16 protein-coding genes and 1 pseudogene are annotated in these 14841 nt (G+C 59.9%); 7 read left to right on the top strand and 10 right to left on the bottom strand.

Going from position 1 to position 14841, the window contains the following annotated elements; genetic code table 11:
* Positions 1-157: 157 nt before the first annotated feature.
* Positions 158-886, bottom strand: a complete 729-nt coding sequence (locus tag NCR98_RS27105) for a haloacid dehalogenase type II (RefSeq protein WP_250527887.1) — start codon at positions 884-886, stop codon at positions 158-160.
* Between the two features lie 93 nt (positions 887-979).
* On the opposite strand from NCR98_RS27105, the pseudogene NCR98_RS27100 reads away from it, so the two are divergent.
* The 3 genes and pseudogenes from NCR98_RS27100 to NCR98_RS27090 all read left to right on the top strand — a co-directional run.
* Positions 980-1165: pseudogene (locus NCR98_RS27100) on the top strand (helix-turn-helix domain-containing protein); the annotation flags it as partial.
* A 372-nt stretch (positions 1166-1537) separates the two neighbouring features.
* A complete protein-coding gene (locus NCR98_RS27095) occupies positions 1538-2170 on the top strand; it encodes a TetR/AcrR family transcriptional regulator (protein WP_404989408.1) in 633 nt (210 codons plus the stop codon).
* Between the two features lie 188 nt (positions 2171-2358).
* Positions 2359-2766, top strand: coding sequence for a VOC family protein (locus NCR98_RS27090; RefSeq protein WP_244830187.1), 408 nt, complete (start codon positions 2359-2361; stop codon positions 2764-2766).
* An 89-nt stretch (positions 2767-2855) separates the two neighbouring features.
* Here the strand turns inward: NCR98_RS27090 and NCR98_RS27085 are convergent, their stop codons facing one another.
* Complete coding sequence (locus NCR98_RS27085; protein ID WP_250527886.1) at positions 2856-3278, bottom strand: RcnB family protein; 423 nt, start codon at positions 3276-3278, stop codon at positions 2856-2858.
* Positions 3279-3553: 275 nt separating this feature from the next.
* Here NCR98_RS27085 and NCR98_RS27080 point away from each other — a divergent pair, with 275 nt between their 5' ends.
* The 3 genes from NCR98_RS27080 (at position 3554) to NCR98_RS27070 (ending at position 6189) form a co-directional block, all read left to right on the top strand.
* Positions 3554-5068, top strand: coding sequence for a xylulokinase (locus NCR98_RS27080; protein WP_250527885.1), 1515 nt, complete (start codon positions 3554-3556; stop codon positions 5066-5068).
* A complete protein-coding gene (locus NCR98_RS27075; RefSeq protein ID WP_250527884.1) occupies positions 5065-5730 on the top strand; it encodes an HAD family hydrolase in 666 nt (221 codons plus the stop codon). Before NCR98_RS27080 ends, NCR98_RS27075 begins: the two co-directional genes overlap by 4 nt.
* A gap of 201 nt (positions 5731-5931) precedes the next feature.
* Positions 5932-6189 (top strand): hypothetical protein, encoded by a 258-nt coding sequence (locus NCR98_RS27070; protein ID WP_250494088.1) that lies wholly within the window; start codon positions 5932-5934, stop codon positions 6187-6189.
* Positions 6190-6208: 19 nt separating this feature from the next.
* Here the strand turns inward: NCR98_RS27070 and NCR98_RS27065 are convergent, their stop codons facing one another.
* Entirely contained in the window at positions 6209-7378 is a 1170-nt protein-coding gene (locus tag NCR98_RS27065) for a zinc-dependent alcohol dehydrogenase (RefSeq protein WP_250468385.1), read from the bottom strand.
* Between the two features lie 42 nt (positions 7379-7420).
* Positions 7421-7624, bottom strand: a complete 204-nt coding sequence (locus tag NCR98_RS27060) for a CsbD family protein (RefSeq protein WP_250510684.1) — start codon at positions 7622-7624, stop codon at positions 7421-7423.
* A 266-nt stretch (positions 7625-7890) separates the two neighbouring features.
* Between NCR98_RS27060 and NCR98_RS27055 the strand changes: the two genes are divergently transcribed.
* Positions 7891-8079 (top strand): hypothetical protein, encoded by a 189-nt coding sequence (locus NCR98_RS27055; RefSeq protein ID WP_250468384.1) that lies wholly within the window; start codon positions 7891-7893, stop codon positions 8077-8079.
* A 58-nt stretch (positions 8080-8137) separates the two neighbouring features.
* On the opposite strand, the gene NCR98_RS27050 is transcribed toward NCR98_RS27055, so the two are convergent.
* The 6 genes from NCR98_RS27050 to NCR98_RS27025 all read right to left on the bottom strand — a co-directional run bounded on the left by NCR98_RS27050 (position 8138) and on the right by NCR98_RS27025 (position 14816).
* Complete coding sequence (locus tag NCR98_RS27050) at positions 8138-8965, bottom strand: ABC transporter permease (protein WP_250527883.1); 828 nt, start codon at positions 8963-8965, stop codon at positions 8138-8140.
* Positions 8966-8984: 19 nt separating this feature from the next.
* Entirely contained in the window at positions 8985-10238 is a 1254-nt protein-coding gene (locus NCR98_RS27045) for an ABC transporter permease (protein ID WP_250527882.1), read from the bottom strand.
* A gap of 77 nt (positions 10239-10315) precedes the next feature.
* Complete coding sequence (locus tag NCR98_RS27040) at positions 10316-11362, bottom strand: ABC transporter substrate-binding protein (protein ID WP_244830197.1); 1047 nt, start codon at positions 11360-11362, stop codon at positions 10316-10318.
* Position 11363: 1 nt separating this feature from the next.
* Positions 11364-12545, bottom strand: a complete 1182-nt coding sequence (locus NCR98_RS27035; protein WP_244830198.1) for an ABC transporter ATP-binding protein — start codon at positions 12543-12545, stop codon at positions 11364-11366.
* 29 nt (positions 12546-12574) lie between these two features.
* A complete protein-coding gene (locus NCR98_RS27030; RefSeq protein ID WP_250527881.1) occupies positions 12575-13723 on the bottom strand; it encodes an SRPBCC family protein in 1149 nt (382 codons plus the stop codon).
* A gap of 166 nt (positions 13724-13889) precedes the next feature.
* Positions 13890-14816: a LysR family transcriptional regulator gene (locus NCR98_RS27025; RefSeq protein WP_250527880.1), complete on the bottom strand. Its 927-nt coding sequence runs from the start codon at positions 14814-14816 to the stop codon at positions 13890-13892.
* Positions 14817-14841 lie beyond the last annotated feature (25 nt).

Here is a 14841-nt window from a genome sequence, read left to right as displayed (position 1 = left end):
GCTAAACCTCGCGTAAAGCGAAAGCTTGCACGGTTGCCATGCGCGGATCATAGAGCAACTAACCGTCTTCCTCCTGACCGTCGACGAATTGGCCCACCAGTAGTCTATTAGCGACTCCGCTTGCCAACATGATTTCCAAATAAAGACAGTGGCATGGTCAAGCCGTATCACTCGATGCATCCCGATGCGCCTGCGCAAACTCCGCCATGCTCTTGAACCGAAAGTCGATGCGAGGTTGCGCGCCTGGGTCCATCGTTGCGCCGAAGCCCAGCTGCCCGTGCCGTCGATAAATCCAGCATGACGTCAGCCCGATTTCGTTCGCGGGCTTGTGATCGTGAAACAGGCTTTCCGCGACGTGAAGAATCTGCTCCTTGCGAATGCCTCGGCTTGCAAGCTTCTCCAGCAAATACTCGAAGTTACGTTGTGATGGCTTGTATGCGCCGACATCCTCGGCGGTGACGATGCCGTCGAATTCCACCTGCAACTTCGCGTTGCTGAACGCAAAGCTTTCGTTATCGACGTTCGAGAGAATCACAAGCTTGAAATGCTGCTTCAGATAACAAAGCGCTTCGGCGGAATCCGCAAACGCAGGCCAGTTGCGGATGGACCGACCATACGCGACGCATTCTTCCTGCGTGTAAGAGAGTCTCCATTCCTCGGCGAGCCGCTTGTAAACGATAGCCAGCACCTCCTGATAGCGCTTGCCTGGCGTGTAGTGCTGCTGCGAAGACTCGTGACGCGCATGCGCTTCGAGTACCTGATCGCGCGTGGGCGGCGGAACCGCGCGTTCGAGCAATGGCCGCAAGCCTTCGAGAATGCCGGTTTCCCAGTCGATCAAGGTTCCGTAGCAGTCGAAGGTGAGCGTATCGAAATCGGTGAGATTCACTGCGGCTCCTTTTTGGCGTTGGTAACGAACACCCGGTATCTTGCCGCAGATTATAATATGAGCAAATCACTCATTTTAGAACGATAAGGCCGCATGATGGCGCAAGCTCGCAACGCTCCCCGGCAGGACCGTTCGATAAGGACTATCGATTCCATCGTGGATGCCGCCGCGCGCCTGCTCGGTGAACGCGGCCAGCTTCTGACGACGAATGCGGTCGCAAAAGCGGCGGGCGTGAGCATCGGTTCGCTGTATCGATACTTTCCAGACAAGGGCGCGTTGATCGACGCCGTCCGCCAGCGTCATCGCAATGATCTGCTTCCCGTGCTGCAAGTTGGACGTGGGCAAGTCGCCGCGTTCGTCGACGGGATGATCGAGGTGCATCGCCGCAATCCTGCCGCGCAGCGTGTGCTGCTCGAAGAGGGACGCTGCGAAGCCGAATGCAGACGAGCGTACGAAGCGCTCTTCGCGGCCTTGACGCGATGCTCCGCGGAGCACAGGCGCATTGGCGCTGAAGTGTTTGCGGGCGCGGTGGGCGGCGCGCTTGAGGAGGCGGCGCGCAACGAACGCTTGGCATCACCCGTGTTTCGATGGGAACTGATCGCGCTCGTCGAGGCTTACACGAGCAAGCCGCGCCCTGCAAAAGCAGTCACGATCGAGCGCGCACCGCAAACGTCGCGAGCAAACAAGCGTCAGCCGCGTGCCCATTTGCGCCTGCGTAAATCGCCGACGCAGCCGCGCTCGTCGGAGACTGTCGCCGCCATCGTGGAAGCCGCGGCTCAAGTGCTCGAAAGCGAAGGCTTCGAAGGCTTCAATACGAATGCAGTCGCCGCGCGTGCCGGCGTGAGCATCGGCTCGCTGTATCAGTACTTCCCGGGCAAGGACGCGCTGACCGTTGCGCTCATCCATCGTGAGACGCAACGCTTCTACGATGACGCAGCCATCGCGCTGGATAAGCGAAGCGGCAAGGCGGCGCTCGAATATTTGATCGGCGCGTCGGTGCGTCAGCAACTCGAGCGTCCGATGCTCGCGCGTCTGCTCGATATCGAGGAGAGCCGTCCGGCCTTGCGCGATGAGCTTGCCAAGGTGGACCTCGCGGGGCTGTTTGCTGCAATCGTAGCGAGAGCGGCTCCGAAGCATCCGCAACCGGAAATAGCGGCAGGCGACCTGTCGGCGATTATCCGAGGCATGACCGACGCGGCGGGCGAACGCGGGGAACGCGACCTCGAACGTCTGCAACGGCGCGTTCGCGCGGCGGTTTTCGGGTATCTCGCGCGCGAGAGCTGAACATGCGAATGTGAGCAAGCGCAAAGCAAGCACGGGCGTGCCAAGCCGCGACGAACCGCGCCATGCGGACTTCACGCCGCGCGCGTGGAGGCGCTCGATGCGAGTTGTCCAATGTGAGCTTTTACTTTTATTCTGACGTCGTCGAGCGAAACGGCATGGGCCTTCGCCATTAACAGATGAGAGCGACGATGACAGAAACCATCAAGAGCATGAAGCTCAACCACCTGAGCTTTCCTTCACGCGATACTGCTGCAACCGCGAAGTTCTTCGAGCACTATCTGGGCTTCACCGTCTCAGGAAGCTGGGACAAGTCGTACATTTTGAAGCGTCCGGGCTTCGACGTGGTAATCGATCATGTCGAAAGCGATGACGTCACGTGGCCCCGGAATTTCCACGCGGGCTTCGAACTGCCCACTGTCGATGCGTTGCAGGAACTCTATGATCGCTTCAAGCAAGAGGGTGTTCAGATGGAAACGGCGGTCTTCAACAATGGCCGTGGCTCGCGCTTCTTTTGCCGCGCGCCGGGCGGTGTGATGTTCGAGTTGAATACGCGTTCGGACGCCGCACCGGAGTTTCGCGGCACGTTCGACGAGTAAGCATCGAGCGTAGATTGCAAAAGCCGCATTGCCCCGGAAAGGCAATGCGGCTTGTGTCGTTTCGCGAGACGCCTCGCGGCGTAGTCGAGTTACTGCGAAAGCACGACTTGCGCGATGATCCCCGAAGCAACGGCGACGAGCAGATAGTCGCCACCCACGCCTACCCACTGATAGCCGCGCGGCGGCTGACGCAGGCCGTGTTCATGGTAGTTATCGACGACGTATTGATGGTCACGATAGTCTTGCGACAGATGCTGACCTTTCTGCCAGTCTGAATGGCGCGGGCCGTTGTCCGCATGCTCGGGCGGGCGCGGTGCGTCATGTCCGTAATTAGCAGGGCCGTGTCCTGGTTGGCCAGGACCGCCATGATTTTGCGGGCCGCCGTGCTTTTGTCCCGGACCGCCACCGTGGTTCTGATCCGGACCGCCGGGGCCTTGCTGCGCAAAGGAAGCGCCGGCGGCAAGACTCAAGGTCGCGCACAACAGCGCGGCAACGATTCGATTCTGCTTCATGTTGATTCTCCAATCGAGTGAGTGGTTCGCGTGCATCGCCTGATGCGTGCGCTGCGAATCGATGAGCGGACTTTACTCAAAGCCGAAAGAAAACGGGGTGAGCAGATGTAAGCGTCGCTTACGTATGATTACGGCGAGGGGGAGCAGACACGCGAAGGAAACAGATCGAGGCAATTACCGCCTGGCCGGGTACTTCGACATCTGTCGGTACACTTGGAAGGCAGGCCGCGTGGACTGCATGACCAGCAATGAGGCTGTCCAACGGATGGAGCGACATGCAGACCTATTATCTTGCCATCGATGTCGGGACGGGCAGCGTGCGAGCCGCACTCGTCGATGCGCGTGGCGTGGTGCGCAGCATCGCCGCACACGAGCACGAGCAAATCGTGCCGCGTTACGGCTGGTCTGAGCAACGCCCAGCGGACTGGTGGGAAGGCGCCGCGCGCTCGATACGCGAAGTGCTCGACGACGTTCCGGATGCAGCTTCCCATGTCGTCGCGATATGCGCATGCGGCCAGATGCACGGCACGGTGCTGATCGACGCCGATGGTCAACTCACACGCGATACCGCGCCGCTCTGGAACGACAAGCGCACCTTCGCACAGGTCGCGGCGTTTTGCGCGCGCCACGCAAGCGCCTCGTATCTCGCGAAGACCGCGAACCCCGCGACGCCCGCGTGGCCCGGTTTCAAGCTGCAATGGATCAAGGAGCACGACCCGTCGGCTTATGAACGCGCGAGCACGGTGTTCATGCCGAAGGACTATGTGAACTTCAAACTCACGGGCGAACGTGCGTGCGACTGGAGCGATGCATCGACGAGCTTCATGATGGACCCTCGCACGCGCGAGTGGTCGCAAGACATGCTGACCTTGCTCGGGCTCGATGCCGCGAAGCTCGCGCCGATTCGTGCGCCGCTCGACATACTCGGCGGCGTGACGCACGAAGCGGCCGCCGCAACCGGTTTGCGCGCGGGTACGCCGGTGCTGGTTGGCGGCGCGGATTATCCGGTGTCCGTGCTCGGCTCGGGCGTGTTCGAGCCGGGGCTGGCATCGGATATCACGGGCACATCGTCGATCATCACGATCATCGCCGACACACCGATGCTGCATCCCGAAGTGTCGAATCTGGCGACTTGCGAAGGGCTGTGGGGACGCTTCATGTTGCTCGATTCGGGCGGCGATGCCATGCGCTGGGCGCGTCGCGCGTTCCATGAAAACGCGCTGTCCTACGACGATGTCGCTGCCAAGGCCGCAAGCGCGCCGGTGGGTTCGGAAGGTTTGTTCTTTCTGCCGTATCTCACAGGCGAGCGTCTCGGCGAGCACGCTAATTCGCGTGCACAGTTCTTCGGTATTGCGGCGAGTCACGGGCTCGCCCATCTACATCGCGCGGTGCTCGAAGGCGTTGCATTTGGCGTGCGTCGGCATATCGCGCTCATCAAGCCCGAAGGCGTGGGTATCGAGCGGCTCGTTGCGGCAAGCGGCGGCGCGAAGGCGTCGCTTTGGCTCGATATCAAGGCCAGCATGTACCGCACGCCCATTCTCGTGCCGGCGCAAGTGGAATGCGGCGTGATAGGCTGCGCCATTCTTGCTGCAACCGCGCATGGCCAGTTTGCACGTCTCGCCGACGCCGTGCGCGCCTTCGTGCAGTTCGAGCGCGAAGTGCAGCCCGACCCGCGTGCGAGCGATACCTATGACCGCATGATGCCGATTTTCGAGCGCCTTTATGTGCACTCGCAGCAGTTTTACGACGATCTCGACCGACTCTTTCCAGACAACCCAACCTCTACATGACGAATCAGACTTCCTCCATCAAGGCTGTCCTTTGGGACATGGACGGCACGCTCGCCGAAAGCGAACCGCTTCATTTGAGCACGCTGGTTGCGGTGCTTGCGCATCACGGCATCGAAGCGGGCGACGAATTGCATCCGCTGATCTTCGGTAAGACAGGGCGCGAAGTGCACGCGCTGTGTAGCGAACGCTTTGGCATCGAGACGGACTTCGCGGACTGGTCCGCGTTTCGCGCACGGCATTATCTCGAAGGCGCGCCTCGGCTCGTGCCGCGTCCTGGCGCGCTCGAGGTGTATCGCGCGGTGAAGCGGGCGGGCATAACGCAAGGAATCGTGTCCAATTCGTCGCGCATGTTGCTTGAAGCGAACTTGCGAGCACTGGGCATCGAGGAACCGCAACTCGTGAGCGTCAGTGTGAACGACGTGCGCAACGGCAAGCCGAGCGCCGAGCCGTACGAACGCGCGGCGTGGCTCATGCGTCTTGAGCCGGAGGAAGTGGTCGTCGTGGAAGACAGTCCCACTGGGGCGCGCGCCGCGATCGCGGCGAACATGCGCGTGCTGGCCTGGCCTTTCGACGATGCTGGCGCCGCGCTTTTTTCAAACGATGCGCAAATCGTCCGCTCCGCCGAGGAGCTTGCCAAGGCGCTGGGCGTAAATCTGGCCTAAGCAAGAAGGTGCCGGTGTTTTCAGGTGCGCCGCTTGCTAAAGCGAGATGGCAATCGGTGCATGCCTTCATTAAGCGAGCATGATTCTATGCAAAGCACGCGCTTAATGACGCGCTAATATGAATGGCTGCACATGGAACGTGCTTCGTTCGCATAAGGCGCCGCGCGCTGCGAACGGACGCTCGGAAAAGAAGGAGACACCATGCTTACGCTCTATCATCGAGGTGTAGCGCTACAGCCGTCCGCAGGTCGAAGCGGCAAGCTGTTCGTATCGCGCGTATCGATTCTGGAAGAAGACGGCGAGGAGACGGTACTGCGCGAGTTGGGCGCATTTCCCAGCCGCGACGCGGCGCTGCAGTTTGCACTGACATGCGGCACCGCTTTCGTCGATGGTGAACCACTGCCTGTTGCGCCACAATCCGTCGTGCGTGACGAGGAATCGAAAAACGCCGGTCTTTGAAGACCGGCGTTTTTTTGCTTCAGGGTGTGAGTACCACCTTGATGCAACCGTCCTCCTTGTCGCGGAAGGTCTTGTACATTTCCGGTCCTTCCGCAAGCGAGACGCGGTGCGTGATGACGAACGAGGGGTCGATCTGACCTTCCTGAATGCGGCTGAGCAGGTCGTCGGTCCAGCGAGCCACGTGCGTCTGACCCATGCGCCAGGTGAGGCCCTTGTTCATCGAGGCGCCAAAGGGAATCTTGTCGATCAGTCCGCCATAGACGCCCGGTACCGACAGAATGCCTGCGGGACGGCACACGTAGATCATCTCGCGCAACACGTGCGGCCGGTCCGACTCGAGCATGACCGCCTGCTTGGCGCGATCGTAAAGCGAGTCGAACGAGCCCGTGGCGTGCGACTCCATGCCAACAGCATCGATACACTTTTCCGGGCCCTTGCCTTGCGTGAGGTCGGCAAGGCGCTCGACCACGCTCTCTTCCTTGAAGTTGATGGTGGTGGCGCCAGTGACGCGCGCCATTGCAAGGCGTTCAGGCACGCAGTCGATTACGACGACATGCTTTGCACCAAGCAGAAACGCGCTGCGAATCGCCATTTGTCCCACCGGTCCCGCGCCCCAGATCGCCACGGTGTCCGTTGGCTCGATATCGCAGTTGATCGCCGCTTGCCAGCCTGTCGGGAAGATGTCGCCGAGGAAAAGCACTTGTTCGTCTGAAAGGCCATCGGGAATCTTCACGTGCGTTTTATCGGCGAAAGGTATGCGTACGTACTCGGCCTGGCCGCCGGCATAGCCGCCCGTCAAATGCGTGTAGCCAAAGAGACCCGCCGTGGTGTGTCCGAAAACCTTGTCGGCCGTGCTCTTGTTGCGATTACTGCGCTCGCACACGGAGAAATTGCCGCGCTTGCATTGATCGCATTCGCCGCAAAAGATGGTGAACGGTACGACTATGCGGTCGCCGACCTTGAGCGCAGCGTTTTCGGCGCCGACTTCGACCACTTCGCCCATGAACTCGTGGCCCATGATGTCGCCGGATTCCATGCCCGGCATGAATCCATCGAACAGATGCAGGTCCGAGCCGCAGATGGCGCAACTCGACACCTTGATGATCGCGTCGCGCGGATGTTCGATCTGCGGGTCCGGTACCGTGTCGTAGCGAATGTCCTTCTTGCCGTGCCAGGTAAGCGCTTTCATTGGAAGTATCCTTGTCCTTGAGAGTGAACTGTCGACGAAGCCTTACTTGTTGGTTGGCTCGCCGGGATCTTCGATGCCCTTTTCCATATTGTCCTTCTGGTCACCGTAGTCCTTTTGATTCGCACCGTTCGTTATCTCGACGTCACCCTTCAGCTTGCGATCTTCGTTGCCGGTGAGTGTGCCGATGGCCGTGTCGGTCCAGCCCTTTATTTGTTCCTTGATGCCTTCTTTCTGATCCTTGTTCATTGCGTTCTCCGTGCCATGTATCGGAAGCCTAAGAGTCTCTTGCGCCAATCGTTGGCGTCGATACAGGTCAGCAACGCGTGTGCCTTCGCGCGTGTATACATTGCGCGAGCGCTCCGGCCGACATGCGGCACTACGATTGCTGCGAGAAAGAAGTGCGCTTCATGGTTCGACATCGCGCATCGAATCCACGCCTGATCTGTGCGTCCGGATGTGATTCGTCTGTTTATCCATCCGATCACTTAAACGCAACTATCAGGAGCAACAAGATGAACACGCCCGCCGAAACCCCCATGACCGATGATCCGAAAAGCGACGACGAAGTCGAATCCGGCACGGACGATGCGCTCACCACGGATGTATCGGAAACCGACGACGAAGGAACGACTGTCCGCGAAGCGGAAGTAGACCCGGACGATCTGACGGAGATCGAGCCGGAAGGAGACGATAAGTCTTGATGTAAAGCGTTGTGAGCGGCGCGGTCCGAATGGCCCGCGCCGCTTATTGTGTGTCTGATCAGCCGAGCGCCTGACTGGCCGTCGCCGCACGTCCGCGCAGCCAATTGATGCTCGCAAAAAGCAGCACGGCGAAGACGATCAGCATGGTCGCGACCGCGAGTATGGAAGGGTCGATCGAATCGCGGATGCCGCTCCACATCTGACGCGGTACGGTCTTCTGATCCGGCCCGCCGATGAATAGAATCACGATGACTTCATCGAATGAAGTGGCAAAGGCAAACACGCTGCCTGTGGCGACTGCAGGCATGATCAGCGGTAACGTCACACGCCTGAACGTGATCCATGGCGCCGCGCCAAGACCGGACGCCGCACGCAGCAGGCTCTGATCGAACGACAGCAGCGAAGCCGTCACGGTGATGACCACGAATGGCGTACCAAGCGCCGCATGCGCGAGCACGACACCCGGATACGAGTTGACGAGACCGAGCGGCGCGAAGATTAGATAGAAGCCCGCAGCCACGACGACGATGGGTACGATCATCGGTGAAATGATGATGGGCATGATGAGCGAGCGCCACGGAAATTGCGCGCGGCTCAGGCCCAGCGCGGCCAGCGTGCCGAGACAGGTCGCGATCAACGTCGACGCCGCGCCAATGCCGATGCTGTTCAATAGCGAGCGCTGCCAGTCCGCGCTCGTCAACGCCTGCTCGTACCAGCGCATTGAAAAGCCCTGCATCGGATATGAAAAGTACGAACCCGAATTGAACGAGAGCGGAATGATCGCGAGTATGGGCGCGATCAGAAAGAACAGGACGATCGCCGTATGCACGCGCACCCAGCGATTCGCCACGCGTTCGGTCAGCACGGTATTGCGTTGATCTTGCATGTCGTCGAGTCCGTGTCGTTCAACCGAAACGCAGCCGGTCGATGCCGACTATGCGGTTGAAGAGGAAATAGAAGACCGCCGTGAAGATCACGAGGTACGCCGACAGCGCGCCCGCGAGTCCCCAGTTGAGCTGCGTGTTGGTCTGAATGGCGATGAGCTGGCTGATCATTTCATCGCCCGCGCCGCCGAGTAGCGCAGGCGTGATGTAGTAGCCGAGCGCGAGCACGAACACGAGGAAGCATCCTGCGCCCACGCCCGGCAGAGTCTGCGGCACATAGACCCGCATGAACGCAGTGAACGGATGCGCGCCCAGCGACTTCGCTGCACGCATATAAACGGGCGATACGCTTTTCATCACCGAGAAGATGGCGAGGATCATATAAGGCAGCAGCACGTGCGTCATGCCGATCAGCACGCCCGCGCGATTGAAGATGAGTGGCACGGGATGCGACGCAAGGCCCAGCCCCATGAGCAGGCTGTTGATGACGCCGCCCGGTTGCAGCAGCACATACCAGGCGGTCGTGCGCACGAGAAGCGAGGTCCAGAACGGCACGATCACAAACAGCATGAGACGGTTGCTGCTCTTAGCGGGCAGATTGGCGAGCAACCACGCAACGGGGTAACCGAGCACGAGACACATGAGCGTGACGGTTGCGCTGATGGAGATGGTACGCACGAACGCCTCGCGAAACACCGATGAATCGGCCGGCATGGACGCTATCTTGCCTTGCGGTGTCACTTGCGCATCGACCGCTGCGAGCAGATAGTCGGGCGTGGGCGATGCCGCGGCGCGTTTGAGCAAGCGCCAGATTTCCGGTGAGTTCCAGCGCTCGTCGGTTTCGATGAGCGCGGGTTTCCATGCGGGTGGTTCATCGGCGGGCAGGCTGCGCGCGGTACGCATCAACAGGCTGCGAAACTCCGCTTGCGCGAAGTTCAGACGGCGCGCCACGGTGCCGAGCTGGCCGCTTTGCTGGGCTTCCTTGAGGCCGGCGGCCAGCAATGCGAAGGTGCGTTCGTCGGGCACGCCGTGGCCGTCCCACGCATCGAGCGCGCGCGTGAGGGCGGGCATGCTGTCGGGGACTTCGCGATTCTGCACGCTGCGCGCGAGCAGTAGCGCAATCGGCGCGATAAAGGTGGACAACAGAAACACGATCAACGGCAACGCAAGCAACAGCGCTTGCAACGATGCACGGCGACGCGCCTTCTGATAAGACGCGTGGCCGTCGGCGCTTCTAGGAGAGCCCGATGGCGCGGCCTTTGCGGATACGGACATGTTGGTGGTCGCGGTCAAGTCGGGCTCTCTTCGGATCATGTTTCGCGTGAAGCGGACAGCGTCGATACCTTGCTGTCTTACTGCGTCAGCCACACCTGAAAGCGCTTGTTGATCTGATCGGCATTGTCGGCCCAGAAATTCGCGTTGATCTGCACAGCGCGCTTGAAGTTGGCAGGCGAGGTCGGCAGGTCGGCAAGACGCTGCTTGTCCACCAGTTCTATAGCGTCCTTGCGCGGCGGCGCATAAGCGATGTACTTCGTAAGATCCGCATACGCCTTCGGCTGCGATGCCGAGATGATGAACTTGGCCGCCGTGTTTGCGTTCTTCGCGCCCGTCGGAATGCCCCACCATTCGAAGTCGTACACCTGCGCGTCCCACACGGCCTTGAAGGGCTTGTTGTCCTTCTTCGCTGCATCGTCGATACGGCCGTTATAGACCTGTGTCATCGCCACTGCGCCGTCGGCGAGCAACTGCGGCGCCTGCGCACCCGACTCCCACCACACGATGTTCTTCTTGATGGTGTCGAGCTTCTTGAATGCGCGATCCACGCCAGCTGGCGTGCCAAGCACCTTATAGACATCCTTGGGATCGACGCCGTCGGCGATCAACGCCCATTCCATCGTCACCTTTGGCGACTTGCGCAGGCCGCGCTTGCCGGGAAACTTCTGCAAGTCGAAGAAGTCGTTGACGCTGGTCGGCGCGGTCTTCAACTTGCTCGCATCGTAGGCGTAGACGGTGGACCACACCATGCTCGCCACTGCGCAATCGAGGATGGAGCCGGGAATGAAGTCGCTCGTCTTGCCGAGCGTCTTCTTGTCGAACTTCATGAGAAGACCTTCGTCGCAAGCGGTGATCGCGTCGTTGGTTTCGAGGTCGATCAGGTCCCACGTCGTGTTCTTCGCCTGTTCCATCGCGGAGAGCTTGGCCAAGCCGCCATCATACGATTCCGTCGAGAAGCCAACGCCCGTGGCTTGCGTAAAGGGCTCGAAATAAGCCTTCTTCGCAGCGGCTTCATAAGCGCCGCCGAACGTCACGACCGAAAGTGTCTCTGCAGCCTGAACGGTGATGCTGGAAAACGCGCATAACGCGAGTGCCGCGCATTGAGTTTTGATAAAAGTGCGCATGTCAGTTGGCTCCTGCTGTAGCGGGCGTGGTGATTGAAGTTGACGACGGTGTGGAAGAAAGAGGTGTGGACACGCTTCTGGACGCGCTCATCGCAAGTATCTTGCAGTCGTCGTGGCGCCAGGCGACATCGACCGTGCTGCCATCCGCGGGCAAGGCGTGACGCTGAGTGTTCGGCAGCTTGACCACGAGGTTGTCGCGCGTGCCGAGCTTCAGGTGCACGCGATGATGATCGCCGCAATACACGAGTTCTTCGACTCGGGCGCGCACCACGTTGCTGTGTTCGTCGACATGCGAACCTTCCGCGCTCGGAATGTGGGCGCGTTCGGGGCGCAGCGCGAGCATGGCTTCGTCGCCTTCGGTGAGGCCGGGTTCGCATCGTCCACGAATGATGTTGCCGTCCGCGAGGGCCAGGGTCGCCCATTCGTCGCTCGTACTGGCCACGCGGCCAATGAGGCCGTTGTTCTCGCCCACGAAGTTCGCGACGAAAGCGTTCTGCGCGTTCTCATAGAGTTCGCCGGGCGTGGCGGCTTGCTGAATACGGCCATCGGAAAATACGGCGACGCGGTCCGACATGGTCAGCGCTTCGGCCTGATCGTGCGTGACATAGACAATGGTGAGCGACAACTCGCGATGCAGCCGCATGATCTCGTATTGCATGGTTTCGCGCAGACGCTTGTCGAGTGCGCCGAGCGGTTCGTCCATGAGCACGACGCTCGGTTCGAAGACGAGTGCGCGCGCGAGCGCCACGCGCTGTTGCTGCCCACCGGAAAGCTGCGAAGGACGCCGGTTCGCGAGATGCGGCAGTTCGATCATTTCGAGCGCGCGCTTGACACGCGCCTTCTGATCGGCGCGGCTTACGTGGCGCACGGAAAGCGGGAACGCGACGTTCTCTGCAATCGTCAGATGCGGAAACAGCGCGTAGTTCTGAAACACCATGCCGATATCGCGCAGATGCGGCGGCTTGTCGTCGAGACGTTTGCCATCGAGACGAATCTCGCCTTGCGTGGGAGATTCAAATCCCGCGAGCATCATGAGCGTGGTCGTTTTGCCTGAGCCCGATGGCCCGAGCAGCGACAGGAATTCTCCCTTGCGCACGTCGAGATTCAAGTCTTCGACGACATAATGCACGCCGTCATAAGACTTGCTCACGCCCGTGAACGAGATGAAGGAAGCGTCAGGCATCGTTCGGTCCTGTCCGTTTGCAGTGATGTTCAATGCGCGCCAACCTTGCTGGCGAGATAGCGCGCGAAGTCATAGTTGGGCCGTTCGAGATGGCTGAGATGACCGGGCTTTGCAAGCGGCGCACGTACGCCACGAAAAACCGCTTCGACGCCGCGCTTGTCTTCCGCGTTGACTTCATCGAGCAAGGTCTTGAGCGAGGCCATATGCGCATTCGCTTCTGGGTCGGCGATGAACTCGGGCGCAAGACCGCCGCCGAAACGAATATGCACGCGGCCAACGCCTTGCGGTTGCAGCACGAGATACCAGAAGTAGCCAGGTGTGAGCGTGACGAGATGCGTCGGATAGATCGCCAGCAGCGCCGTGGTCTTGCGCCAGTGTCCCGTAAGCCGCGTGTTGTCCGGATGCGCGTTACCAATGGGCAGAGACGCTTCCTTCGTGATCCAGTGGTAATTGAATGCGGGAAAGCCGGGTGGGCATTCCATCTCTTCAAGACGTGAATGCGGTCCTACTGTCGCGCGATGCAGCATGGGCAGGTGATAGCTCTCCATGAAGTTTTCAGCGAGGATCTTCCAGTTGGTGTCCCACACGTGCTCTTCATAGAAAGTTTCGATGTAGTGTTCCATGCCGTAGGCATCGATGAGCCCGCTCAAATCGGCAAGCTGTTCACTGACCGGCCGCGCTTGATCGTCGAGCGTTACATAGATCCAGCCTTGCCATTCTTCACACCGCACGGCGGGCAACTTATAGCTTTCCTTGCAGAAGCCTTCTTGACGGTCCATCAGGGGTGCGCCCTGCAACGCCCCATCCAGCGAATAATTCCATGCATGATATGGACACACGATCCTGCGCACGTTGCCGCGCCCTTCGAGCAGAACCGACATGCGATGCAGGCAGACGTTGGACATCGCCTTCAGTTGCATCTGCTCATCGCGCAACACCACGATGGGCTGTGCGCCAATGCGCGCCGTCAGGTAGTCGCCCGGCATCTTCAAGGCGCTTGCGCGGCCAACGCATTGCCATTCGCGTTCGAAGATGTCGCGCTCTTCGAGCGACAAAAAATCGGCGGAGGTGTAGACGCCAGGCGGCATGGCATGCGCGTCGTTGAACGATCGTTCGCAACCGGCGCGCAACTCGTCGACGAGTGCCGTGATCGGGATCGTTCTTGCCTGGCTGGTCATGAAAGACTCCTTGAATCTATTTCCTTATAAGCGCGCCAGCGTAGAGTCGGCAAGGCATTGCGCTCGCATGGCAACGAATTTATCAAGCCAAATTACCAGCCAAAATATTGTTTTCGGATACAAAGCAGAGCTTTTGCCTATGTAGCGTTCCTGGCTTTGGCGTTTCTTAGGCGTCTAGATGCAGCCGCCGGATATAGTTCTCACAAAACGATGCGAAGCGTTGCACCACTTGGCGCGGCTTCATGGTGCGCGATTGCGCAATGCCTAGCGTCGTTGCATTGACGTTGTCCTTGAAACGCTTAATCACGAAGTCTTCACCATCTACGGTGCGATTCGATTTGAGCGGAAAATTGAGGATGCTATAGCCTAAGCCGTTAGCCACCATGCCGCGCACGACTTCAGGCTGCGACGACCGAAATGCGGGAACCGGCCGGTTGCCGACGGCATCGAAAAGGGCCGCGAAATACTCGCGACTATGCGGTAAATCCAGCATCACGTAAGGCTCCGCTTCGAGATCCGCTAATGAGACCTTGCGCGCGCGGGCTAGCCGGTGCGTCTTCGGCAAGATGACATAAGGCGGCAGAGAAAGCAGTGGCGTAAACGCGATGTCCTCGGTCAAATCCAGGCTATAGGTCAGCGCAATATCGAGCGAGCCGTCGTGCAAGCCTCTTAGCAGGCCATCCTGATGCGCCTCGACGGTCTTAAAGGAGATCCCTGCATGCTCGCCGGTAAAGCGGCTTATGAGCCCCGGCATGAGCGGCGGCGCAAGTGAAACGAGGCAGCCGAGCGCGATCGAGCCCGTCATGCCGCCATCCATTTCCTTAGCGGCCATTTGCAATTCTTCGGCTATTTTTAGCAGGTTGCGCGCTTGCCCCAGAAGGTCTCGGCCTGCTTGCGTAAGCGACAATCCCGCCGCGTGATGCCGTATGAAAAGCTGCACGCCAAACGATATTTCGAGGTCCGCGAGCGCGGTCGAGATCGACGGCTGCGATATGTGCAGGCGCCGCGCGGCGGCTGTAAAAGACAGCACTTCCGCCGTCACGACGAAGTAGCGCAATTGCCGAAGCGAGTAGCGCAAAGGGTGGTTTTCCATCGGAAACGCTCCGCCTCTAAACGGT

This window comes from Caballeronia sp. GAWG2-1 (genome assembly GCF_023631405.1).
Classification (GTDB): Bacteria; Pseudomonadota; Gammaproteobacteria; order Burkholderiales; family Burkholderiaceae; genus Caballeronia.
The sequence above is the reverse complement of the archived record's forward strand: the minus strand, read 5'-3'. Positions and strand labels throughout refer to the sequence as shown.